This window comes from Actinoallomurus purpureus, from assembly GCF_024055795.1.
GTDB classification, from domain to species: domain Bacteria; phylum Actinomycetota; class Actinomycetes; order Streptosporangiales; family Streptosporangiaceae; genus Actinoallomurus; species Actinoallomurus purpureus.
On sequence record NZ_JAMXMY010000008.1, the window covers coordinates 152,598 to 174,481 of the forward strand.

Genomic DNA, 21,884 nt, shown 5'->3' on the forward strand with positions numbered 1-21,884 from the left:
TCGCGCCCTGACGTGGCCGACCGGCCCGTCGTCCCGGCGGTGTCGTCCGGAACCAGGCGGCCCTCTGGTCGTGCGGGAACGTCAGGCCTCGCCCTGGTCCGTGTCGGACCGGGCGCTCTCCTTCTGCTGCCGCTCCCAGTCGGCCTGCCGGAGCTCGTCCTCGCTCGGGGCCTCGATCTTCCGGATCTGCTTGTTCATCGAACGGATCAGGAAGAAGAGCGTCACTCCCAGCGCGGCGACGACGAGGAAGGCCACCACGCCAGGCGTGACCTGGTCTTCGTTGACCGCGAGAAACATCATGGCAGGCACACCTTCTCCCGGACGCCGGCGAACAGGTCGTCCTCCGGCAGCTCCGTGTCGACCAGGGAACGCGCCAAATGGTAGTCCTCGGTCGGCCATGCCTCGCGCTTGATCTCCGTCGGGCAGGCGAAGAAGGGCCCGTTCGGGTCGATCTGGGTGGCGTGCGCCAGCAGCGCCTGATCGCGCACCTCGAAGTAGTCGGCGCACGGCACGCGCGTGGTGATCTCCCACTGGAGCGGGCGGTCCTGCCAGCGCTTGAGCATCTCGTTGTAGGGCGACTCGAGCCCCGCCTTGATCATGGCCTCGTGCTCGGCTTCGAAGCGCTTCTGGTGGAAGGTCATGTGGTAGTAGAGCTTGAGGGGTTGCCACGGCTCTCCGGTGCCGGGGTAACGGTCGGGGTCGCCGGCCGCCTCGAACGCCTCCACCGAGACCTTGTGGCACATGATGTGGTCGGGGTGGGGATAGCCGCCGTTCTCGTCGTACGTCAGCATGACGTGCGGCCGGAACTCACGGACGGCCCGGACCAGCGGCTCGCTCGCGACCTCGATCGACTGCAGGGCGAAGCAGCCCTCCGGCAGCGGCGGCAGCGGATCGCCCTCCGGCAGCCCCGAGTCGACGAAGCCGAGCCACTGCTGCTCGACTCCGAGGATCTCCCGCGCCTTGGCCATCTCCTCCATGCGCACCGACGCGAGGTTGGCCTTGATCTCCGGCTTCTCCATCGCGGGGTTCAGGATGTCGCCCCGCTCCCCGCCGGTGCAGGTGACCACGAGAACCTGAACTCCCTCGGCGGAGTAGCGCGCCATCGTGGCGGCGCCCTTGCTCGACTCGTCGTCCGGATGAGCGTGGACGGCCATCAGGCGCAACGGCTCCGAACCGGTCGGTCTCTCGGACAACGTAGGCTCCCCGTCAGCGTAAGGTCGTAATCGTCGCGTGCGCGGTCCCGGAGGCGGGGCCGCTCCCGCAGATGGATTCTTCCGGAGAACACCGGCCCCCCGCACGGAGATTCCCGCGCGCGGACACGGTAACGACCGCCACCGACATTCGAGGGAGGGATGCGGTGTTCGTCCTCGGCACCACCGCCGGGGCGGCCACGCCGCTACGCCGATGAGCACGAGCAGTACCGCCCGCAAGGGGAACAAGGTGGCCTACGCGGTCATCGGCGTGCTGGTCTCGGTCTGCGCCGTGGGTTGGGCGATCATCGTGGGATACTCCGAAGGCAGTCCGGGCGTGACCCCGGAGGTCATCTCCTTCCAGCTGGCGGATCGTTCGGTCCGCGTGCACTACCAGATCAGCAAGCCGAAGGGCGATGACGTGCGCTGCGCCCTGGTCGCGTACGGCACCGACCACGGGGAGCTCGGCCGGGCCGAGGTCACCGTTCCGCGGGGGACCGGCAGCGTGGAGAGACACCAGGAGCTGCCGACGTCATCGCGGGCGACGTCCGTGACCGTCAGGGACTGCCGCACAGGTTAAAAACGACTTCCCACTGGGAAACAAAGATGAACGTCATAACGGCATAAAGCTCTCGTCCATCGGCTACTTCACGTTCAAATGCCGGTAGCCTAGAGAGTTCAACGGCCGCACTTCACGTGGATGAGGAGTACCCGTGACCGAGACCCGCAATGAGAACGTCACCTGGCTCACCCAGGAGGCGTACGACCGGCTCAAGGCAGAGCTGGACTACCTCACGGGCGAGGGCCGGATCGCGATCGCGCAGAAGATCGAGGCCGCTCGCGACGAAGGGGATCTGCGGGAGAACGGCGGATACCACGCGGCCAAGGAGGAGCAGGGCAAGCAGGAGGGCCGCGTCCTCCAGCTCCAGCAGATCCTGCAGAACGCCCGCGTGGGCGAGGCGCCGCGCACCGAAGGCGTGGTCGGCCCCGGCATGACCGTGACCGTGCAGTTCGTCGGCGACGACGAGGAGGTCACCTTCCTGCTGGCCTCCCGCGAAGAGAGCGGCGCCCCGATCGACGTCTACTCCCCCAAGTCCCCGCTCGGCGCCGCGATCAATGGCAAGAAGGTCGGCGAGAAGGCCAAATACAACCTGCCGAACGGCCGGAGCATGCAGGTCGAGATCCTCGACGCCACGCCGTACGCCGGCGGCTGAGGCACCACTGCCGACACGCACGGCCCCCCGCCTGGCCCGCATCGACTCCTCCGCGCCGAGGACGACCAATGGCCGTACCCGTCATCGCCCGCACGTCCGCGACGTGCGGGCGATGACGTTCGTTCCGGGGGCCGGGCGACGCCTCGTACGCGCGTTTCTCGGGCCGCACGCGCGCCGCGTGACCACGCCCGGTCCTGAGACACGCGCCCATGTCCGCCAAAGGTGGCGCCCGACGCCCCGTATGCGCGTTTCTCCCGGCCCGCCGGTGCGCGCCACGTCCGCCAGGGCGCACCGACGGCCCGTACGGGCGCGTCTCAGGACCGGGCGGCCGCCCGTACGAGAGGCAGCGTCCGCTGGGGCACGGGGGTGGCCAGCGCGATGACGGTCGACGTCCGCTGGACGCCCTCCACGTCGACGACCAGGTCGATGACGCGCTGGAGATCCTGATTTTCCCGCCCCACAATGCGGCACAGCATGTCGCCCCCGCCGGTGATCGTGTGGACCTCGATCACCTCGGGGATGGCCGCCAGCCGGGCGGCGACGGGATCGTGACCGCCCGCCTGTCGGATTTCGAGGGTCACGAACGCGGTGACCTGATAGCCCAGGGCCGCCGGGTCGACCTCCGGTCCGAACCCGCGGATGACGCCGTGCTCCTGTAGCCGGTCCAGCCTCGCCTGCACGGTGCCGCGCGCCACGTCGAGCCGGCGTGAGCACTCGAGCACGCCGATGCGCGGCTCGGCGGTCAGCAGCCCGATGAGCCGGGCGTCGAGGTCGTCGATCATCTCCCCCTCGCATTCCCTGGGCAGGGTGTACAGATACGTCCATCCGTTGCAGGCCTCACTGTACAAGTTGCTCAGTAATTTCAGCAGCTCTTGCGCACTCTGTAGCCGCCGATCGACATTGTGAGGGAACGTCGCTCACCACAGCGCAAGGAGTAACCATGACCGACGCAACCGGGCAGAAGGATCGCGTGCCGGAGCCGCGCGCCGACGATGGCCGGGCGCGGAAGCCGCGCCGGGAGGACCCGTTCCCCGTCAAGGGCATGGACGCCGTCGTCTTCGCCGTGGGCAACGCCAGGCAGGCGGCGCACTACTACTCGACCGCGTTCGGGATGCGCTGTGTCGCGTACAAGGGGCCGGAGACCGGGAGCCGGGACGAGGCCGCGTACGTGCTGGAGTCCGGCGGAGCCAGGTTCGTGCTCAAGGGCGCCGTCCGGGCGGGCACCGACCTGGCCCGGCACGTCGCCGAGCACGGCGACGGCGCGATCGACCTGGCCATCGAGGTGCCGGACGCCGAGGCGGCGTACCGGCACGCGATCGCCCAGGGCGCGAGGAGCGTCGAGGCCCCGCACATCCTCGAGGACGACCACGGCAAGGTCGTGATCGCGGCCATCGCCGCCTACGGCGACACGCAGCACTCGCTGGTGGAACGGACGAACTACACCGGCCCGTACCTGCCGGGATACATCGCCGCCGACCCCATCGTGACGCCGCCCGCCAAGCGGTCTGCGGGGGGTACGGGGGGTCGCTCCCCCGGGAGGTACTTCCAGGCGATCGACCACTGCGTCGGCAATGTCGAGCTCGGCAAGATGGACGAGTGGGTGGACTTCTACCGGCGCGTCATGGGCTTCACGAACATGAAGGAGTTCGTCGGCGACGACATCGCCACCGAGTACTCGGCGCTGATGTCCAAGGTCGTGGCCGACGGCAGCAGAAAGGTCAAGTTCCCGCTCAACGAGCCGGCGATCGCGAAGAAGAAGTCTCAGATCGACGAGTATCTGGAGTTCTACGGCGGCCCCGGCATGCAGCACATCGCGCTCGCGACCAACGACATCCTGAACGCCGTGGACGCCATGCGTGCCGCGGGCGTGGAGTTCCTGGACACGCCCGACTCCTACTACGAAGACCCTGAGCTGCGGGAACGCATCGGCGAGGTCCGGGCACCGATCGAGGAACTGCAGAAGCGCCGGATCCTGGTCGACCGCGACGAGGACGGCTACCTGCTGCAGATCTTCACCAAGCCGGTGCAGGACCGGCCGACGGTCTTCTTCGAACTGATCGAACGACACGGCTCGCTCGGTTTCGGCAAGGGCAACTTCAAGGCTCTCTTCGAGGCGATCGAGCGCGAGCAGGAACGCCGCGGAAATCTCTAGTCGGCGAGGACCGGACCCGCCGGAGATCCACCGCAATGGCGCGGCAAAGAATTCTCCAAGCCGGCATGACCCGATCCGGTTCCGCCCTTTCCTGGGCCGGGTCGGGTAAAGCGGCGAGTTGCCCTTATCGCCGGTTTACCGTCAGGCTGGGGCGGTGAGCCATTCCTCCCGGATCACCGCGAGCGCACTGGTCCTCAGCCTCCTCACGGCCTGCTCGGCCAACCAGGCCACCGGCCGGTCACCGGCATCCCGGGCGGCCTCCGCCGCATCGGCCGCCGGAGCCGCGAGCGCCGGGGACCCTTACGTCCCCGGTGACGGCAACGGCGGCTACGACGTGCAGCACTACGACCTGGACCTGCGCATCACCCCGCGCGCCACGCCCGAACTGACCGGCACCGCGACCATCACCGCGGTCGCCACCGGCGCGCTGGCCCGCTTCGACCTGGACCTCACCGGGCTCACCGTCTCGAAGGTGACGGTCGGCGGCACGGCCGCCGCGTTCAGCCGCTCCGGGAGCGAGCTGGTCATCACCGCACCCGCGCCGATCGCACGGGGCGGGCGGTTCGCCGTCCGCGTCGAGTACTCCGGGACCCCGCGTGTGATCGACGATCCGGTGCTCGGCCGGTACGGCTGGATCCCCACCTCGGACGGGGTCTTCACCGGCGACGAACCGAGCGGGGCGCACACGTGGTTCCCCTCCAACGACCACCCGGAGGACAAGGCCACGTTCGGTTTCCGCGTCACCGTCCCGCATGGGTTGAACGCGATCGCCAACGGCCGGTGGACCGGCACGCGCACCAGCGGCGGCTCGACGACCTCCACCTGGCGCGAGGACACCCCGATGGCGACCTATCTGGCGATGGTCGACGTGGGGCGGTTCAAGGTCCGCACCGGCCGCACGCCCGGCGGCGTCCCGGTGTACGCGGCGGTCGATCCGGCGGTCACCACGACCACCGTGGACAAGCTCTTCGAGACGACCGCACGGGTCACCGACACGTGGGCGAAACTGTTCGGCCCGTATCCGTTCGGTCTCACCGGGGGCGTCGTCGACGACGTTCAGGTGGGCTTCGCGTTGGAGACACAGACCAAGCCGGAGTACAGCGGAGCCATGGGCGCCGATCCCACCACCATCGCGCACGAACTGTCGCACCAGTGGTTCGGCGACAGCGTCACGGTCGCCCGATGGAGCGACATCTGGCTCAATGAGGGCTTCGCCACGTACGCCGAGTGGATGTGGGGCGAGCGGAGCGGTTCCGGCACATCGGTGCAGACGCAGTTCGACCAGCGCTATCGGCAGGCCGACAGCCCCGACCTGTGGTCCGTGGCCCCGGCCGAGCCGGGGCGCGCCCGGTTGTTCGGCCGCTCGGTGTACGAGCGCGGCGCGATGACCCTGCACGCGCTGCGCCAGAAGGTGGGCGACGCGAAGTTCTTCGCGATCCTGCGGACCTGGACGAGCGAGCACCGGTACGGGAACGCCACCACTCCGCAGTTCGTCGCGCTCGCCGAACGGATCTCCGGCAAGGACCTCGGCAGATTCTTTCAGGTCTGGCTGTACGGAAAGACCCGCCCGACCGTGTGGTGACCACCGATGGAAGCCTTGTGGTCACCGATGACAGGGAGCATGCTGTGTCCCGCGTTACCCCTCGGGCGTTGCGCCACAAAAAACAACTGGAGAGCTGCATGGCAAGGCTTACCCCACGAGCTGTCTCGATCGCCGCCATCCTGGCGGCGGCCGGCCTGCTCACCCCCCTGTCCGCGGCCGAGGCCCAGAGCGGTTTCCGCCCGGGTGCGCCCGGCGCCGGGGACCCGTACTTCCCCGACATGGGGAACGGCGGCTACGTCGCCCGGCACTACAGCCTGTCGCTCGCGTACGACTCCGGCACGAAGGCGATCAACGCGCACGCCAGGATCTCCGCGACCGCGACGCAGAACCTGTCCCGGTTCGACCTGGACTTCCTCGGCCCGCTGAAGATCAGCAAGCTGAGAGTCGACGGGCACACGGCGAAGTACACGCGCACGGGCGTGCAGGAGCTGGTGATCACGCCTCCGCACGGCCTGCGCAAGGGGCGGTCGTTCACGGTGGACGTCGCCTATTCCGGCGTGCCGCAGATGATCAATGACAAGGCGCTCGGCGTCTCGGGCTGGATCGGCACGCACGACGGCGCGGTGGCGCTCTCACAGCCGTTCGGCTCGGCGACCTGGTATCCGGTCAACGACAGCACCCATGACAAGGCGACCTACGACTTCACCATCACGGTGCCGAAGGGCCTGAAGGCGCTGGCCAACGGCGAGCCCGCCGGGACCCGCACGCACGGATCGACCACGACGTTCCGCTGGGTCGACCGGCAGCCGACCGCCAGCGAGCTCGTCATGGTGGCGATCGGCCACTTCGACGTCAAGGACACCCGCACGCCGAGCGGTCTGCGCAACATCACCGCCGTCGACCCGGCCGCGGTCAAGCCGGCGGCCCGGGCCACCGCCACGGACGGCACCGACCGCCGGCGCCTCCGTGCGGTCCCCGTGCCCACCCCCTCCGGCGACTTCAACACGGCGACCGCCGACGTCATCGAATGGGAGCAGGAGCTCTACGGCCGCTACCCGTTCGGCTCCGTCGGCGGCATCGACGTGCTCGCCCCGAACGTCGGCTACTCCCTGGAGACGCAGGGCCGTCCGGTCTACGCGCGGCGTGCGGCCGGCGCGCTGCCGAGCGCGGACCTGCTCGCCCACGAGCTGGGGCACCAGTGGTTCGGGGACTCCGTCACGCCGGCGCAGTGGAAGCACATCTGGCTGAACGAGGGGTTCGCGACCTACACCGAGTGGCTGTACAGCGAGCAGCACGGCGGCAAGACGGCGCAGCAGCTGTTCGACGAGGCGTACGCCTCCGCGAGCACCGACTGGAGCGGCAAGGTCGCCGACCCGGGCCGTGACCACATCTTCGACGACCTCGTCTACACGCGGGGCGCGATGGCCATCCACCAGATCCGCAGGGCCGTCGGCGACGAGGTGTTCTTCAGGCTGCTCAAGGCGTGGCCGGCGGCGCACCGCTACGGCAACGACACCACGGCGCAGTTCATCGCCTTCACCGAGCACTTCGCCCACAAGGACCTGGACAAGCTGTTCAAGACGTGGGTCTACAGCGAGGGCAAGCCCGCCCTCTGAGCAGGGCACCGGCACGAAAGCGACCCGGCGGCCTCCCCGAGGCCGCCGGGTCGTTCGATGCCCGGGTCGTCGTGCCCGTCCCGGCGGGTCAGCGGCTGGCGGCCTTCTTGTACTGACGGACGCCGAGGAGCAGGAAGACCAGTGTGATCCCGACGATCCAGGCCACCGACTGCAGGGCCGGCGTGGCGACGGCCCGCCCGTGGCCGTAGAACATGGCGCGCAACGCGTCGTTCATGGTCGTCACTGGGCTGTACCGGACGACCTGCTGGAGCCAGCCGGGCAGGCTGTTCATGGTGACGAAGCCGTTGCTCAGGAAGGTCAGCGGGAAGATCCAGATCATGCCGGCCATGTTGGCCGCCTCGACCGATTTCACGCCCAGGCCGATCACGGTCCCGATCGAGGAGAACGCGAACGCGAAGGCGATCAGCAGGAGGATGCCGCCGATCGCCGACGCCACGCCGTTCTGGAACCGGAACCCGACGGCGTATCCCGCCGCGATCATGATGAGCAGCGTCAGCGTGTTACGCGCCGCCTCCGCGACCAGCCGGCCGACCAGCACCGCCGACCGGGTCATCGGCAGCGACCGGAACCGGTCGATCAGCCCCTTGTGCAGGTCGTCGGCGAGCCCGACGGAGGTGCCCGCGGTGGCGAACGCCATGGTCTGCACGAAGATCGCGGGCATCATGTAGTTCTTGTAGTCCATGCCCGGGATCTTGATCGCGTTGGCGAAGACCACCGTGAACAGCAGGATGAAGATGATCGGCTGCATGATCGAGAAGAACAGCAGCTCGGGGATCCGCGTCGTGTGCCTCAGATGACGCCGGGTGATGACCGCCGCGTCGGCGACGGCGTACGGAACGCTCATGGGGACTACTCCTCGTCGGCGGCGTGACCGGTCAGGGACAGGAAGACCTCGTCGAGCGTGGGGCGGCGCAACGCCAGATCCTGTGCCTCCACTCCCGCGGTGTCCAACTCACGGACGACCTCGACGAGGGCCCGCGTGCCACCGGTGACCTGGACCGTCACCAGATGGCTGTCCTCGTCGACGACGGGCTCGGCGGCGGCGACCCGGCGCAGCGCGCCGGCGGCCTTCGCCAACTCCGACCGGTCGGCGACGGTCAGCTCCACCCGCTCGCCCCCGACCTGGGCCTTCAGCTCGTCCGCCGTGCCATTGGCGATCACCTTGCCCCGGTCGATGATCGCGATGTCGTCGGCCAGCGCGTCGGCCTCTTCGAGGTACTGCGTGGTGAGCAGCAGAGTGGAACCCTCGCGGACCAGCTCGCGGATGACGTCCCACATGCCGAGGCGGCTGCGCGGATCCAGGCCGGTGGTCGGCTCATCGAGGAAGATGACCTGCGGCCTGGCGACGAGGCTCGCGGCGAGGTCGAGACGCCGGCGCATCCCCCCGGAGTACGTCTTGGTGACCCGGTCGGCCGCGTCGCTCAGGGCGAACCGCTCGAGCAGCTCCCCGGCGCGCTCACGGGCGGGCTTGGCGCCCAGGTGGTAGAGCCGGCCGACCATCTCGAGGTTCTCCCGGCCGGTGAGGTGCTCATCGACTGCGGCGTACTGCCCGGACAACCCGATGATCTTGCGAACGGCGCCGGGCTCACGGCCGACGTCATGCCCGGCGACCGAGGCGTGACCCGCGTCCGGGCGCAGCAGCGTGGTGAGAATGCGGACCGTCGTGGTCTTACCCGCGCCGTTGGGGCCGAGCAGACCGAGAACGGTGCCGGCCGGCACGCGGAGGTCCACGCCGTCCAGCGCCGTGACCTTTCCGTAGTGCTTGGCCAGTCCTTCGGCAACGATGATGTCGGACACTCTGGTCCCCCGCGTAGAACGGAAGTGGGATTTCCGCCAGTGATATCAGACGCCTACGACACTCCCGGCGTGGCTGATCGCGCCACGACCGTACGTGGCACCCGAACCCGACACAACCGATTAACCGGCTCTGACCGGACTGGGACGCGGGCGGGGTGAAGCCGACGGCGTGACCTGCAGGTCAGCGGGCAGCCGGGCGTGGGCATGCGACGCGGACGGCAGGGTATGCGGACGGCAGGGCGTGCGGACGGCAGGGCCCTCGCCGCGCGGCCGGGTGTGGCGGACGACGCGGCCCTCGCCGCGCGGTCAGGTGACGCCGACGACGACAGGCCCTCGTTGCGTGGTCGGGTGGAGCCGATGACGACGCCGCCCTCGGCGGATGGTCAGGTGAAGCTGAGGGTGTAACCCTCGGCGCGCAGGCGGCCGAGCACCTCGTCACAGTGGTCCGGCCCCCGGGTCTCCAGGTGCAGCAGCACCTCGGCCTCGTCGACGTTCAACCGGGCGGCGGTTCGCTGGTGGACGACGTCCAGGACGTTGACCTCCAGCTCGGCGAGCTCGCCCAGCAGCGTCACGAGCGCGCCCGGCCGGTCCCGGAGCCGTACGCGGAACATCAGGTAGCGGCCTGCCACCGCCAGGCCGTGGCGGAGCACCTTCGACAGCAGCAGCGGGTCGATGTTCCCGCCGGACAGCACCGTCACCACGGGCGGCTCGAACATCTGGGGCCGGTCCAGCAACGCGGCCACACCGACCGCGCCGGCGGGCTCGACGACCTGCTTGGAACGTTCTAGGCAGTTCAGCATGGCCTGGGACAGGGTCTCCTCCGAGACGGTGACGACGGAGTCGACGAGCTTGGAGACCAGCTCGAACGTGAGGTCGCCCGGCCGGCCGACCGCGATGCCGTCGGCCATGGTGCCGGACGGCTCCACGGCCACGGGGCGACCGGCGGCCAGCGACGGCGGGAAGGCCGCCGCGCGCTCCGCCTGCGCGCCGATCACCCGGACGTCGGGCCTGGCCTCCTTGACGGCGGCGGCGATGCCCGCGATCAGGCCTCCGCCCCCGACCGGCACGACGATGGTGCGGACCTCCGGGCACTGCTCGAGGATCTCCAGGCCGACCGTGCCCTGCCCCGCCACCACGTCGGGATGGTCGAACGGATGGATGAACACGGCGCCGTTGTCGCGGGCGTAGGCCTTCGCGGCCGCCAGGCAGGCGTCCACACCGGGCCCGCCGAAGACCACTTCCGCGCCGTACGCCCGGGTCGCGGCGACCTTCGGCAGTGGAGCGCCCTCGGGCATGAAGACGACGCTCCTGCCACCGAGCAGTGTGGCGGCCAACGCCACGCCCTGCGCGTGGTTACCGGCGCTGGCCGCGACCACGCCGCGCGCCCGCTCCTCCTCGGTCAGGCGGGCGATGCGGACGTACGCCCCGCGTGCCTTGAACGACCCCGCGCGCTGGAGATTCTCACACTTGAGCAGGACCGGGCCGCCGACCTTGGCCGACAGCGACCGGGACTCCAGGATCGGCGTCGTCACGGTGACATCACGCAGCAACTCGCGAGCCGCACGAACATCATCCGCACTGACAGGACCGCTCATGCCAAGAGTCTCCCACGGCGACGATCGGGTTCGACGCGAGCCTGGCACCGGCGGTGTCGCCCCGTGGCGGCCCGGTCGCCGCATCCGGCGTCGGCGAAGCCGGTGACGAGCCCGCCGAGCGGCGGCGGCTCGCCCTCCCGTACACGGACGCGACCGGCACCGGACGGCTGACGGGTCAGTCCGCGGTCCAGTACCGGTCGGCGGCGAAGATGAACGCCGCCGCGCCGACGAGACCGGCCATCTGCCCCAGCGCGGCGGGCACGACGCGCACCTGCCGCGCGAACTCCATCCGGGCGTGCGCCCGGAGCGTGTCCTCGAGCGGCCGGAACAGCAGCGGCCCCGCCTGGGACAGCCCGCCGCCGATCGCCACCACCTCCAGGTCGCACAGGTGCGTCGCGGAGGCGATCGCCACGCCGAGCGCCCATCCGGCGCGGTTCATCGCCCGGACGGCGATGGGGTGGCCTCGGGCGGCGTCATGGGCGAGTTCCTTCCCGGTCTCGCCCGGCCAGCCCTGTTCCCGCGCCCAGGCCGCCAGCCCCGGGCCCCGGGCGATGGCCTCGAGGCAGCCGCGCCCGCCGCACTCGCAGGGCGGCCCCTCATGATCGACGATCACGTGGCCGATGTGCCCGGCGTTGCCGCTCACGCCGTCGACGAGGCGGCCCCCGAGGATCAGCCCGCCGCCCACGCCGGTCGAGACGACCATGCCCAGCATGTCGTCGCGCCCGCGACCGGCGCCACGCCAGTGCTCCCCGACCGCCACTGCGACCGCGTCATTGTGGAGCCGGACCGGCAGGCCCGGAAAACGCTCCTGCAGCCGCTCGCGCAACGGAAAGCCCCGCCACGCCGGGATGTTCAGCGTCGAGACCTTCCCGCTCGGCCAGCTCATCGGTCCGCCGCACCCGACCCCGACGCCGGCGAGCCGCTCGGCCGGCAGCTTGTCGATCAGGGTCAGCACCGTCCGCCAGAGACCGTCGGCATCGGCGTGCGGCGGCTGCGGTGTCGCGATCCGCTCGTACGCGGCGATCCGCCCGCCCGGCTCGACCAGCGCGGCGGCCATCTTGGTGCCGCCGACGTCGACCGCGAGAACAGAGCCCGTCACGCGGAGTCCTCCTTGCTGCCGGGCCCGAAGGCCAGGATCGACGCGGTGAAGCTGTGCACATGGTTCCGCCCCGCGACCGGCCCGATCTCTCCCGCGGCGAAGAACCCGCCGACACCCCGCGCGCCGAGCTGCTCGCGCAGCGCCCGCACGTCGTGATCGGAGGTCGGGAACATCCCCCGGCCCCGCCCCGTGCACGAGAACAGCAGCGCGCCCTCGACGGGTGCCAGGTCCAGACCGCCCAGAAGATGGGTGAGATCCTCCTCCGCCGCGCCGGCGTCGCGTACGTGGAAGCGCACGGTCCGGCCGACGTCGATGATCTCCCCGGCGGCCAGCGCGCCCACCTCCGGATCGGCGCCGATGACCCCGCGGACCAGGAAGTCGCCGCGCTCATGCTCGTCGGCGTACTCGTCCATGGCCACGCCGATCAACAGCCCCGCCTCGACCAGCCCCCGCTCCGCTTCCGGCAGCTCGGCGACGATCTCCTCCAGCTTGGCCAGCGCGGACATGCCGGCCAGTTCGTACAGGATGTTCTCCTCGGCCTTGGTGACCACCATGGGCGGGCCGATGGGCCGGGCACCCTGGCTGACCACGGTCGACGTCATCAGCGATCCGCCGAGGAGCACCCCCACGGCACCGGAGTCGACGATCTCCCCGTCCGCGAAGAGCCGTGTGGTGCCGCGGCCACCCTGACCGGTCGCCAGGCCGCCCACGAGCGGGAGCCCGGGCAGCACGTCGCCGGACCGCTCGACGAACGCGTCCACGGGAAAGCTGTAGGGGTCGGCCAGCAGCACCGCCACCACGTCGTCGTCCCGTGTCTGCGGCATGCCGACGACCGCCAGCCGCGGCATCGACTCCGTCTCCGCGGCGGGGAACTTCAGTGTCTCCAGCCGGAACGGCTCGATGCGGGCCTCCGGAAGCCGGGCCGCCCAGGCGCTCACGGCGCTGGCCCCCTCGACTCCGCTGCTCCCGCCGATCACTCCGGGAGCGCCACAGCCGATGACGTTCGGGGTGCCCGCGACCTCCATCGCCCGCCGCGCCGCCGACTCGACGGCGTCCGGGCTCGGCGCGGACACGAAGACGAACAGAAGGTCGGGAAGGCCGTCGAGAGGCGCCACCGCCTGGGTCACTGCGGATTCCGCCGCCGCGACCAGATCCGGTCCGATCGCCAGACCGTCGCCGAAGCGTGCCATCGCCCCCCTATCCCCTCCACCACGGGTCCGATGCTTACGGTCTACCACAGCCACTGGGGGAAGCCATGATCTCCGTGACCGGCCCGAGGACCGGGACGGCCGTCGACACGCGCTGGAATCGTCACGGCCGTCGGCGCCCGTCGTCGTCGCGTACGAGCGACGCGCCCCATGGTCGGATGCGGCGGCGGTGGATCCCGGCATAGGGTCGGCAGGGAGCGGGCGGCCGGCCGGTGGTGTCGTGTTCGACCGCGTGCTCCGGCACGACGGACGCCGGCCGTCTAGCGAGTGAGGAGCGGTACCGACAGTGAATACGCGACCAACGACACTCCGCGAGCTTCGGGCCGGTGGCCACGTTCACCGGTCCGTCAAGGCCGAGATCCAGCAGAATCTGCTCGCCCGGCTGCGCTCCGGGGAGCCCCGGTTCCCGGGCATCGTCGGGTTCGACGACACGGTTCTGCCGCATGTGGAGCGCGCTCTCCTCGCGGGGCACGACCTGGTCCTCCTGGGCGAGCGCGGGCAGGGCAAGTCACGGCTGATCCGTACGCTCGGCGGGCTGTTGGACGAGTGGACTCCGGTCGTCGAGGGCTGCGAGATCAATGACCACCCGTACGCCCCGGTGTGCGTGCGCTGCCGCCGGCTGCTCGCCGAGTCGGGTGACGACCTGCCGGTCGCCTGGAAGCACCGGGATGACCGGTACGGGGAGAAGCTCGCCACCCCGGACACCAGTGTGGGCGACCTCATCGGCGACATCGACCCGATCAAGGTCGCGGAGGGCCGCACGCTCGGGGACCCGGAGACCGTGCACTACGGCCTGGTCCCGCGCACGAACCGCGGGATCTTCTGCGTCAACGAGCTGCCCGACCTCGCCGAGCGCATCCAGGTGTCGCTACTGAACGTCCTGGAGGAGCGGGACGTGCAGATCCGCGGCTACAACCTCCGGTTGCCGCTGGACGTCCTGCTGGTGGCCAGCGCCAACCCGGAGGACTACACCAACCGCGGCCGGATCATCACGCCGCTGAAGGACCGCTTCGGCGCGGAGATCCGCACCCACTACCCCCTGGACGTGGACGACGAACTCGTCCTGGTCGGCCAGGAGGCCGAGGTGTCGGCGGCGGTGCCGATCCATCTGATGGAGGTCATCGCGCGGTTCACGCGGTTGGTCCGTGAATCTCCGGCGGTGGACACGCGCTCCGGGGTGTCCGCGCGGTTCGCCATCGCCGCGACGGAGACGGTGGCGGCGTCCGCGATGCGCCGCTCGGCCATCGCCGGCGAGGAACAGCCGGTGGCGCGCGTGTGCGACCTGCCGTCGATCGTGCCGACCCTTCTCGGCAAGGTCGAGTTCGAGGTGAGCGAGGAGGGCCGGGAGCAGGAGGTGCTCGCGCACCTGCTGCGCAGGGCCACCGCGGAGACCTGGCGGCGCACACTCGGTCCGGTCGATCTCAGTGGCCTACTCGACCGGTTCGACCGGGGGGCGACGGTCGATTCGGGTGAGCTGGTGCCCGCGGCCGAGCTGCTGCACCGGATCGGCCCGGTGCCCGGCCTGGCACGGATCCTCGACAGCCTCGGCATGGAGGGCGAGTCACCGGGACACGCGGCGGCGGCGCTGGAGTTCGCGCTGGAAGGGCTCTACCTGATGCGCCGGCTGTCCAAGGACAGCGAGGACGGAACGACGACGTACCGGACCTGACAAGGTCGGAGTCGACGAGGTCCACAGTTGACGAGACCGGAGTAGACGAGACCGGAGTAGATGAGGTCCCGGACATGACGAGGTCCCGGACGTAGCGAGGGAGGAGGTCGCCGTGGCCGGATACCGCTACGGTCCGTACCACGAGGGGCCGGACCCGCTCGCCCCCCCGTACGACGTGCGTGCCGCGCTGGACGCCATGGGCGATTCGATGCTGGAGGGCACGAACCCCGGGGATGCGCTGCGCGACCTGCTGCGCCGGGGGCTGCCCGGGGCGCAACGACGGCGCGGACTGGACGACCTGCTGCGGCAGGTCAGATCCCGCCGCCAGGAGCTGCGCGGACGCGGACGGCTCGACGGCACGCTGGAGGAGGCACGGTCGCTACTCGACCGGGCGATCGGCCAGGAGCGCGCCGCGTTGTTCCCGGATCCGAGCGATGAGGCGCGGCTGCGGGAGTCCGAACTCGACACCCTGCCGAACGACACGGCGCAGGCGGTGCGCCGCCTGGCGTCGTACGACTGGCGGTCGCCGGACGCCCGGCAGACGTTCGAGGAGCTCAAGGACCTGCTGCGCCGTGACGTGCTGGACGCGCAGTTCCGCGGCATGAAGCAGGCACTGAGCGACCCCGACCCGGCGGCGATGCGACGGGTCAAGGACATGATGGCCGCGCTCAACGACATGCTGGAGAAGGACGCCAGGGGCGAGCACACCCAGGAGGACTTCGACGCCTTCATGCGGGAGTACGGGGAGTTCTTCCCGGACAATCCGGAAAATCTCGAACAGCTCGTCGACTCTCTGGCGCGGCGCGCCGCCGCCACCGAACGGCTGCTCGCCTCGCTAACCCCCGAGCAACGCGCGGAGCTCGCCGCGCTCATGGCGCAGACGCTCGAGGACGCCGGCCTGGCCATGGAGATGGAGCGGCTGTCGTCATCGTTGCGGCAGCGCAGGCCCGACCTCGACTGGTCGGGGTCCGAGCGGATGACCGGCGACGACCCGATGTCCATGGGCGACGCGACGACCGCGCTGCAGGAACTCGCGGACCTGGCGGAGCTGGAGGGCGCGCTGCGGCAGGACTACCCCGGCGCGCGGATGGACGACGTCGACGAGGAGGCGGTACGCCGGGCCCTGGGGCGACAGGCGGTCGACGACCTGGCCGAGCTGCGTCGCATCGAGGCCGAACTCGAGCGCCAGGGCTACCTCAAGCGCCGGGGCGGCTCCCTGGACCTGACGCCGAAGGCCGTGCGCCGCCTCGGAGAGACGGCGCTGCGGCGGGTGTTCACCCAGTTGGACACCGCCCGGCGCGGCGACCACGACCAGTCCGACGCGGGCCAGGCGGGCGAGCTGACCGGCGGCAGCCGCCCCTGGCGGCACGGCGACGAACAGCCGATCGACGTCGTACGGACGGTGTCGAACGCACTGCGGCGCGGCGAGTACCGTCCCGGCCGGTCCGGCGGACCGGGCGTGCGCCTGACGGTCGACGACTTCGAGGTCCTGGAGACCGAGCGTCGCACGGCGGCGGCGGTGTGCCTGCTCGTCGACCTGTCGTACTCGATGGCGCTGCGCGGCACATGGGGCTCGGCGAAGCAGACCGCGCTCGCCCTGCACACCCTGGTGTCCAGCAAGTACCCGCAGGACGCGATCCAGGTCATCGGGTTCTCCAACTACGCGCGGGTGCTCCCGCCCACCGAACTGGCCGGCCTGGACTGGGACATGGTGCAGGGCACGAACCTGCACCACGCGCTGCTCATCGCCGGGCGTCACCTCGAGAAGCACCCCGAGCACGAACCGATCGTGCTGATCATCACGGACGGCGAGCCGACCGCGCATCTGCTCCGGGACGGCCGTTCGTCCTTCGACTGGCCGCCGTCGCGCGAGACGCTGGAGCTCACGCTGGCCGAGGTGGACAAGATGACCCGGCGGCGCGCGACGCTGAACATCTTCATGCTCGCCGACGACGAACGCCTCGTGTCGTTCGTCCAGGAGGTCGCGCGGCGCAACGGCGGCCGGGTGTTCGCCCCCACACCCGACCGGCTGGGTGAATACGTCGTCCGCGACTACCTCCGCGTGCGCCGTGGCCGGGGTGGCTGAGTCCCTGGCCGGCGGGACCGGGCGGAGCCGAGGCGTCACCCCAGCAGGTCACCGACCGCGGCGATGCCCGTCCTGATCGCGCGCTCCCCGACGTCGCCGAAGCCGAGGACCAGCTGCACCGGCGTGCCCGCGTGCCCCGTACGGCACGGGCTCATGCCGTACAGACCGACCGCGCGTTCCCTGGCCGCCGTGATGACGGTGTGTTCGTCGATCGATCCGTCGAGGTGCGCCACCGCGTGGAAACCGGCGGCGAGCCCGGTCACCCGGACACTCGGAGCATGCTCGGCGAGCGCCTCCACCAGCGCCGTCCGTCGTGCCGCGTAGACGGCGCGCATCCGGCGCAGATGCCGGTCATAGCGGCCCGACTCGATCATCCGCGCGAGAGCGTACTGATCGAGCGTGGGAGATCCCCGGTCGTCCAGGTTCTTGTCCTCCGCCATCCGCCGGGCGAGCGCGGGTGGGCAGAGCAGCCAGCCGATCCGCAACGCCGGCACGAGCGATTTGCTGACGGTGCCGATGGCGATCACCCGGTCGGTAGCGAGCCCCTGCAACGCGCCGACCGGCTCCCGGTCGTAGCGGAACTCCGCGTCGTAGTCGTCCTCGATGACGACGGCGTCGCGGCGCACCGCCCACTCGATCAACGCCAACCGCCGCTCGGGCGCGAGGACGACCCCGGTCGGCCACTGGTGCGCGGGCGTGACGACGACCGCACGAGCCTCGGTCGCGGCGAGCGCTGCGACGTCGAGCCCCTGCTCGTCGACCGGCACGGGTATCGCCGACAGGCCAGCACGGGCCGCGGCGGAGGTCACCGTTTCGGGCGAGCCGGGGTCCTCGTACGCGACGGCACGGACGCCTGCGCGGGCCAGCGCGCGCAAGGCGATGTTGAGCCCCTGCGCGTAGCCGGAGCAGATCACGATGCTCTCCGGGTCCGCCGACGCGGCGCGTACCCGCCGTACGTAACCGGCCAGGACCTCACGGAACACCGCACTGCCGCGGGGGTCACCGTAGTCGAGCGCTGATCTCGGCAGTGTCCGTACGGCCTCGCGCATCGCCCACGACCAGTCGGAGCGCGGAAAGCCGCCGAGGTCGGGCACCGCCCACCGGAAGTCCGCCAGCAGGCGCGGACGCCGATCAGGCGGCGGCGCGGGCGCCGACACGGCGCACGCACCCGCCGCGACCCGGGTGGCGGAACCGATGCGCGCCACCAGATACCCCTCGGCCTGAAGCTGGGCGTAGCACTCCTGTACCAGCCCCCGGGAGAGCCCGAGGCCGGAGGCGAGCGCCCGGGACGACGGCAGTCGTTCGCCGACCCGCACCCGTCCTGATCGGATCGCGTCGCGGATCCGGCGTTCCAGTTGGCACCGGAGGGGTTCTCCGCTGTCCCGATTGACGGCGAACAGCAGATCGGGCGACGAACCGGACCATTCAAAAGGCATGAAAGTGGAACTTATCGGTGGTCCGCCTTCCCCCTACCGTCGCACTCATGAGCTCGTCGACGATCCCGCGCACCACTCCCGCCGAGGCACGACGTCCTCTCCTGACAAAGGCGCTGGCCCTGCGTTTCGTCACCGTGATCGGCGCTTCGGCGAGTTTCTTCCTCCTGCTGTCGGTCGTTCCCCTCTACGCCACCGCGTCATCCGGCGGAGGCGGTGACGCCGCCGGCCTGGCGACGAGCGCGCTCATGCTGGCCACGGTCGTCGGAGATGTGCTGGCGGCCCCACGGCTCGTCGTTCGGTACGGTCACCGCGGCGTGCTGGCGGGTGGGCTGGTCCTCCTCGGTGCTCCCGCGCTCGTCCTGACCGCCTCGGGGAGCCTGGCGTGGATCGTTGTGATCTGCCTCGTACGCGGTCTGGGCTTCGCGTTCACGATCGTCGCGGGCGCGGCACTGACGGTGTCGTTGATCCCCCCGGAGCGGCGCGGTGAGGGTCTCGCCCTGGCCGGCGTCGTGTCCGGGGTACCGTCACTGGTGGCCCTCCCCCTGGGGGTCTGGCTCGCCGGACACGTGGGGTTCACGCCGGTCTGCGTCGCCGCCGCCGTCGTGGCGCTGACCTCGCTCATCGCCGTTCCGGGCCTTCCCGGCCGGGAACCTCGTTCCGAACGTCCCATCGGGGTCATCGCCGGTCTCCGTACGGCCGCCCTCGCCCGGCCCACGCTCGTCTTCGGGACCACCGCGCTCGGCGCCGGGATCGTCGTGACGTTCCTGCCGCTCGCCGTCCCGTCGCGGCTCACGGGCCTCGTCGCCGTCGCGCTTTTCGTCCAGCCCGCGGCGTCCACCGCGGCGCGCTGGTTCGCGGGCCGGTACGGCGATCGGCGCGGGGCCGCCGGACTGGTCGTCCCCGGCCTGCTGGCCTCGACCGCCGGAATGCTCGTCACGGCGGAGACGCGGAACCCTGTCACCGTCATCGCCGGCGTGGCCCTGTTCGGCATCGGCTTCGGTGTCGCCCAGAACGCCACCCTGACGCTGATGTACGCGCGCGTGGGCCCTTCGGGTTACGGTGCCGTCAGCGCGCTGTGGAACTTCGCCTACGACGCCGGCATGGGCGTCGGCGCCGCAGGGTTCGGAGTGCTCGCCGGGCGGACCGGTTACCCGTGGGCGTTCGTCCTCACCGCCGCCCTGATGACCGTCGCGCTCGTCCCCGCCTGGCGCGACCTGCGCGCCGACGGCGCCGCTCGGTGAGACGCATCCGCGGACCGTGATCCCGGCTCGGTAGACCGCGGCCTGGCTCGGAGGCCGGGGCCTGGCTCGGAGGCCGGGGCCTGGCTCGGAGGCCGGGGCCTGGCTCGGAGGCCGGGGCCTGGCTCGGAGGCCGGGGCCTGGCTCGGAGGCCGGGGTCAGGGCGGAGGCCGGGGTCAGGGCGGAGGCCGGGGTCAGGGCGGAGATAGAGTGAGTCTCACTGGGAGTATCGGCTTGTTCGGGCTAGGGTCGGCACCATGTCGAGCGCTGATCGCCTGCTACTGATCCTGCATATCGGCTTCGCGATCTTCACTCTGGGGCCGCTGACCGCGGCGACCATGGCGACGCCTCGCTATATCCGCCGAGGCGAGCCGGGCACCCTGCGCTACCTGAATCGCGCCACCCGCGTCTACGGCCTGCTCACACTGGGCATCTTCCTGTTCGGCGCGATCCTCGCGCACGGACAGTTCAGCAAGGTGTGGCTCTCCGCGTCGATGACGCTGTTCATCGTCGCCTTGGTGCTGCTCGTCATCGTGGAGCGTGACCAGCGCAAGGCTCTGCACAAACTCCAACTCGCCGACGCCGAGCGGCGCCCCGCCTCGGCGAGCACCGCGCCGCCCGCGGAGGCCGCCCCGGCCGAGACCGTGGCCGCTCCCGGCGAAGGCCCGGCGACCGAGGCGGCGGACGCGGGCACCGGAACGCCGGGGCCCGCGCCCGAACGGGCTCCGCTCGGCGAGCTCGCCAAGGTGGAGACCGGCCGAATCGCCACGATCTCGGGCGTCGTCGCGCTGATCTGGATCGTGGTGCTCATCCTGATGGTCTGGAACGCCTAGCCCTCCAGCGCCTGCTCCAGATCGGCGAGGAGGTCGTCGACGTCCTCGATTCCGACCGACAGGCGAACGAGCTCTCCCGGCACCTCCAGCGGCGACCCGGCAGCGGATGCGTGGGTCATGCGCCCCGGGTGCTCGATCAGTGACTCGACGCCGCCGAGCGACTCTCCGAGCGTGAACACCTTGGTCCGCTCACAGACCCGTACGGCAGCCTCCTCACCGGCGGCGTGCCTGAACGACACCATGCCGCCGAAAGCCCGCATCTGCTTGGCCGCCACCTCGTGGCCCGGGTCCTCGGGAAGGCCCGGATAGTGCACGGCGCCGACCCGGGGGTGCCGGGTGAGGAACTCGGCGATCCGGGTGGCGTTGGCGCAGTGCCGGTCCATGCGGACGCCCAGCGTCTTGACGCCGCGCAGGGTGAGCCACGCGTCGAACGGACCGGCGACCGCTCCCATGGCGTTCTGATGGAAGACCAGCTCCTGCGCGAGCTCGACGTCGGCGGCCACGAGTGCACCGCCCACCACGTCGGAGTGACCGCCGATGTACTTGGTGGTGGAGTGGACCACCACGTCGGCACCCAAGGCGAGCGGACGCTGCAGGTAGGGCGAAGCGAACGTGTTGTCCACGACCAGGCGGACACCCGTCTCACGGGCCACGTGCGACAGTGCTGCGATGTCGGCCACGCCCAGCAGCGGGTTCGTGGGGGTCTCCACCCAGATGATCTTCGTCTCCGGACGTACGGCGGCGCGCACGGCCTGGACGTCCGTCAGCGGCACGGGGTCGTACGTCACCCCCCACCGGGAGAAGACCTTCGACATCAGCCGATAGGTGCCGCCGTAGGCGTCATCCGGAATCAGCACATGGTCACCCGGCTTGCAGATCGTACGCAGCAGGGTGTCCTCGGCGGCCATGCCCGAGGCGAACGCCAACCCGCGCACGCCGCCTTCGAGCGCGGCGAGGCACTCCTCCAGCGCCGTACGGGTCGGGTTGGCGGACCGGCTGTACTCGTATCCACCGCGCAGGCCGCCAACGCCGTCCTGCTTGTACGTGGACACCTGATATATCGGCGGTACGACCGCCCCTGTCGCGGGGTCGGCCTCTTGACCTGCGTGGATTGCGAGGGTCTCGAAGCCGGCCTCGTGGTTGAAACCGTCCATGCACGCGAGGTTAGTGCCTCACAAGGGGCAGAA

19 protein-coding genes are annotated in these 21,884 nt (G+C 70.7%); 9 read left to right on the forward strand and 10 right to left on the reverse strand.

The genetic code is table 11. The features are described from left to right. Window positions 1–81: 81 nt before the first annotated feature. Window positions 82–300: a hypothetical protein gene (locus NE236_RS17010; protein WP_252842964.1), complete on the reverse strand. Its 219-nt coding sequence runs from the start codon at window positions 298–300 to the stop codon at window positions 82–84. After that, window positions 297–1,154, reverse strand: a complete 858-nt coding sequence (mca, locus tag NE236_RS17015; RefSeq protein ID WP_252843123.1) for a mycothiol conjugate amidase Mca — start codon at window positions 1,152–1,154, stop codon at window positions 297–299. Before mca ends, NE236_RS17010 begins: the two co-directional genes overlap by 4 nt. Window positions 1,155–1,404: 250 nt before the next feature. Between mca and NE236_RS17020 the strand changes: the two genes are divergently transcribed. Next, a complete protein-coding gene (locus NE236_RS17020) occupies window positions 1,405–1,770 on the forward strand; it encodes a DUF4307 domain-containing protein (protein WP_252842965.1) in 366 nt (121 codons plus the stop codon). A 133-nt stretch (window positions 1,771–1,903) separates the two neighbouring features. Continuing rightward, a complete protein-coding gene (greA, locus tag NE236_RS17025) occupies window positions 1,904–2,404 on the forward strand; it encodes a transcription elongation factor GreA (protein WP_252842966.1) in 501 nt (166 codons plus the stop codon). A gap of 314 nt (window positions 2,405–2,718) precedes the next feature. Here greA and NE236_RS17030 read toward each other — a convergent pair whose 3' ends face one another. Then, on the reverse strand, window positions 2,719–3,186 hold the full coding sequence (locus NE236_RS17030) for an Lrp/AsnC family transcriptional regulator (RefSeq protein ID WP_252843124.1): 468 nt from the start codon (window positions 3,184–3,186) through the stop codon (window positions 2,719–2,721). A gap of 158 nt (window positions 3,187–3,344) precedes the next feature. Between NE236_RS17030 and hppD the strand changes: the two genes are divergently transcribed. The 3 genes from hppD (at window position 3,345) to NE236_RS17045 (ending at window position 7,715) form a co-directional block, all read left to right on the forward strand. Beyond that, window positions 3,345–4,556, forward strand: a complete 1,212-nt coding sequence (gene hppD / locus NE236_RS17035) for a 4-hydroxyphenylpyruvate dioxygenase (protein WP_289850501.1) — start codon at window positions 3,345–3,347, stop codon at window positions 4,554–4,556. 154 nt (window positions 4,557–4,710) lie between these two features. Continuing rightward, window positions 4,711–6,138 (forward strand): M1 family metallopeptidase, encoded by a 1,428-nt coding sequence (locus NE236_RS17040; protein ID WP_252842967.1) that lies wholly within the window; start codon window positions 4,711–4,713, stop codon window positions 6,136–6,138. 98 nt (window positions 6,139–6,236) lie between these two features. After that, window positions 6,237–7,715 carry a M1 family metallopeptidase gene (locus NE236_RS17045; RefSeq protein ID WP_252842968.1) on the forward strand — a complete coding sequence of 493 codons (1,479 nt, stop codon included), beginning with the start codon at window positions 6,237–6,239 and terminating at the stop codon, window positions 7,713–7,715. Window positions 7,716–7,803: 88 nt separating this feature from the next. Here NE236_RS17045 and NE236_RS17050 read toward each other — a convergent pair whose 3' ends face one another. The 5 genes from NE236_RS17050 to NE236_RS17070 form a co-directional block, all read right to left on the reverse strand. After that, window positions 7,804–8,580 (reverse strand): ABC transporter permease, encoded by a 777-nt coding sequence (locus tag NE236_RS17050; RefSeq protein WP_252842969.1) that lies wholly within the window; start codon window positions 8,578–8,580, stop codon window positions 7,804–7,806. A 5-nt stretch (window positions 8,581–8,585) separates the two neighbouring features. After that, entirely contained in the window at window positions 8,586–9,533 is a 948-nt protein-coding gene (locus NE236_RS17055) for an ATP-binding cassette domain-containing protein (protein WP_252842970.1), read from the reverse strand. Window positions 9,534–9,916: 383 nt separating this feature from the next. Beyond that, window positions 9,917–11,065: a threonine ammonia-lyase gene (gene ilvA / locus NE236_RS17060; RefSeq protein WP_252842971.1), complete on the reverse strand. Its 1,149-nt coding sequence runs from the start codon at window positions 11,063–11,065 to the stop codon at window positions 9,917–9,919. A gap of 238 nt (window positions 11,066–11,303) precedes the next feature. Next, window positions 11,304–12,227, reverse strand: a complete 924-nt coding sequence (locus tag NE236_RS17065) for an ROK family protein (protein WP_252842972.1) — start codon at window positions 12,225–12,227, stop codon at window positions 11,304–11,306. Further along, window positions 12,224–13,417 carry an FIST signal transduction protein gene (locus tag NE236_RS17070; protein ID WP_252842973.1) on the reverse strand — a complete coding sequence of 398 codons (1,194 nt, stop codon included), beginning with the start codon at window positions 13,415–13,417 and terminating at the stop codon, window positions 12,224–12,226. The genes NE236_RS17065 and NE236_RS17070 overlap by 4 nt, the downstream gene beginning before the upstream one ends. Window positions 13,418–13,721: 304 nt before the next feature. On the opposite strand from NE236_RS17070, the gene NE236_RS17075 reads away from it, so the two are divergent. Continuing rightward, window positions 13,722–15,104, forward strand: coding sequence for a sigma 54-interacting transcriptional regulator (locus NE236_RS17075; RefSeq protein WP_252842974.1), 1,383 nt, complete (start codon window positions 13,722–13,724; stop codon window positions 15,102–15,104). Window positions 15,105–15,216: 112 nt separating this feature from the next. Continuing rightward, a complete protein-coding gene (locus tag NE236_RS17080) occupies window positions 15,217–17,190 on the forward strand; it encodes a VWA domain-containing protein (RefSeq protein ID WP_252842975.1) in 1,974 nt (657 codons plus the stop codon). A 35-nt stretch (window positions 17,191–17,225) separates the two neighbouring features. On the opposite strand, the gene pdxR is transcribed toward NE236_RS17080, so the two are convergent. Further along, window positions 17,226–18,626, reverse strand: a complete 1,401-nt coding sequence (gene pdxR / locus NE236_RS17085; RefSeq protein ID WP_252842976.1) for a MocR-like pyridoxine biosynthesis transcription factor PdxR — start codon at window positions 18,624–18,626, stop codon at window positions 17,226–17,228. Window positions 18,627–18,673: 47 nt separating this feature from the next. Here pdxR and NE236_RS17090 point away from each other — a divergent pair, with 47 nt between their 5' ends. Both NE236_RS17090 and NE236_RS17095 read left to right on the forward strand, forming a co-directional pair. Then, window positions 18,674–19,867 carry an MFS transporter gene (locus tag NE236_RS17090; RefSeq protein ID WP_252842978.1) on the forward strand — a complete coding sequence of 398 codons (1,194 nt, stop codon included), beginning with the start codon at window positions 18,674–18,676 and terminating at the stop codon, window positions 19,865–19,867. A gap of 254 nt (window positions 19,868–20,121) precedes the next feature. Further along, on the forward strand, window positions 20,122–20,697 hold the full coding sequence (locus tag NE236_RS17095; protein WP_252842979.1) for a hypothetical protein: 576 nt from the start codon (window positions 20,122–20,124) through the stop codon (window positions 20,695–20,697). On the opposite strand, the gene NE236_RS17100 is transcribed toward NE236_RS17095, so the two are convergent. Beyond that, window positions 20,694–21,851: a cystathionine gamma-synthase gene (locus NE236_RS17100; RefSeq protein ID WP_252842980.1), complete on the reverse strand. Its 1,158-nt coding sequence runs from the start codon at window positions 21,849–21,851 to the stop codon at window positions 20,694–20,696. The genes NE236_RS17095 and NE236_RS17100 overlap by 4 nt on opposite strands. Window positions 21,852–21,884 lie beyond the last annotated feature (33 nt).

What these genes read in the sequence shown, in the direction of transcription:
- NE236_RS17010 (WP_252842964.1), bottom strand. Translation starts at nt 300, where the DNA reads ATGATGTTTCTCGCGGTCAACGAAGACCAGGTCACGCCTGGCGTGGTG.
- mca (WP_252843123.1), bottom strand. Translation starts at nt 1,154, where the DNA reads ATGGCCGTCCACGCTCATCCGGACGACGAGTCGAGCAAGGGCGCCGCC.
- NE236_RS17020 (WP_252842965.1), top strand. Translation starts at nt 1,405, where the DNA reads ATGAGCACGAGCAGTACCGCCCGCAAGGGGAACAAGGTGGCCTACGCG.
- NE236_RS17030 (WP_252843124.1), bottom strand. Translation starts at nt 3,186, where the DNA reads ATGATCGACGACCTCGACGCCCGGCTCATCGGGCTGCTGACCGCCGAG.
- hppD (WP_289850501.1), top strand. Translation starts at nt 3,345, where the DNA reads ATGACCGACGCAACCGGGCAGAAGGATCGCGTGCCGGAGCCGCGCGCC.
- NE236_RS17045 (WP_252842968.1), top strand. Translation starts at nt 6,237, where the DNA reads ATGGCAAGGCTTACCCCACGAGCTGTCTCGATCGCCGCCATCCTGGCG.
- NE236_RS17050 (WP_252842969.1), bottom strand. Translation starts at nt 8,580, where the DNA reads ATGAGCGTTCCGTACGCCGTCGCCGACGCGGCGGTCATCACCCGGCGT.
- NE236_RS17070 (WP_252842973.1), bottom strand. Translation starts at nt 13,417, where the DNA reads ATGGCACGCTTCGGCGACGGTCTGGCGATCGGACCGGATCTGGTCGCG.
- pdxR (WP_252842976.1), bottom strand. Translation starts at nt 18,626, where the DNA reads ATGCCTTTTGAATGGTCCGGTTCGTCGCCCGATCTGCTGTTCGCCGTC.
- NE236_RS17090 (WP_252842978.1), top strand. Translation starts at nt 18,674, where the DNA reads ATGAGCTCGTCGACGATCCCGCGCACCACTCCCGCCGAGGCACGACGT.
- NE236_RS17095 (WP_252842979.1), top strand. Translation starts at nt 20,122, where the DNA reads ATGTCGAGCGCTGATCGCCTGCTACTGATCCTGCATATCGGCTTCGCG.
- NE236_RS17100 (WP_252842980.1), bottom strand. Translation starts at nt 21,851, where the DNA reads ATGGACGGTTTCAACCACGAGGCCGGCTTCGAGACCCTCGCAATCCAC.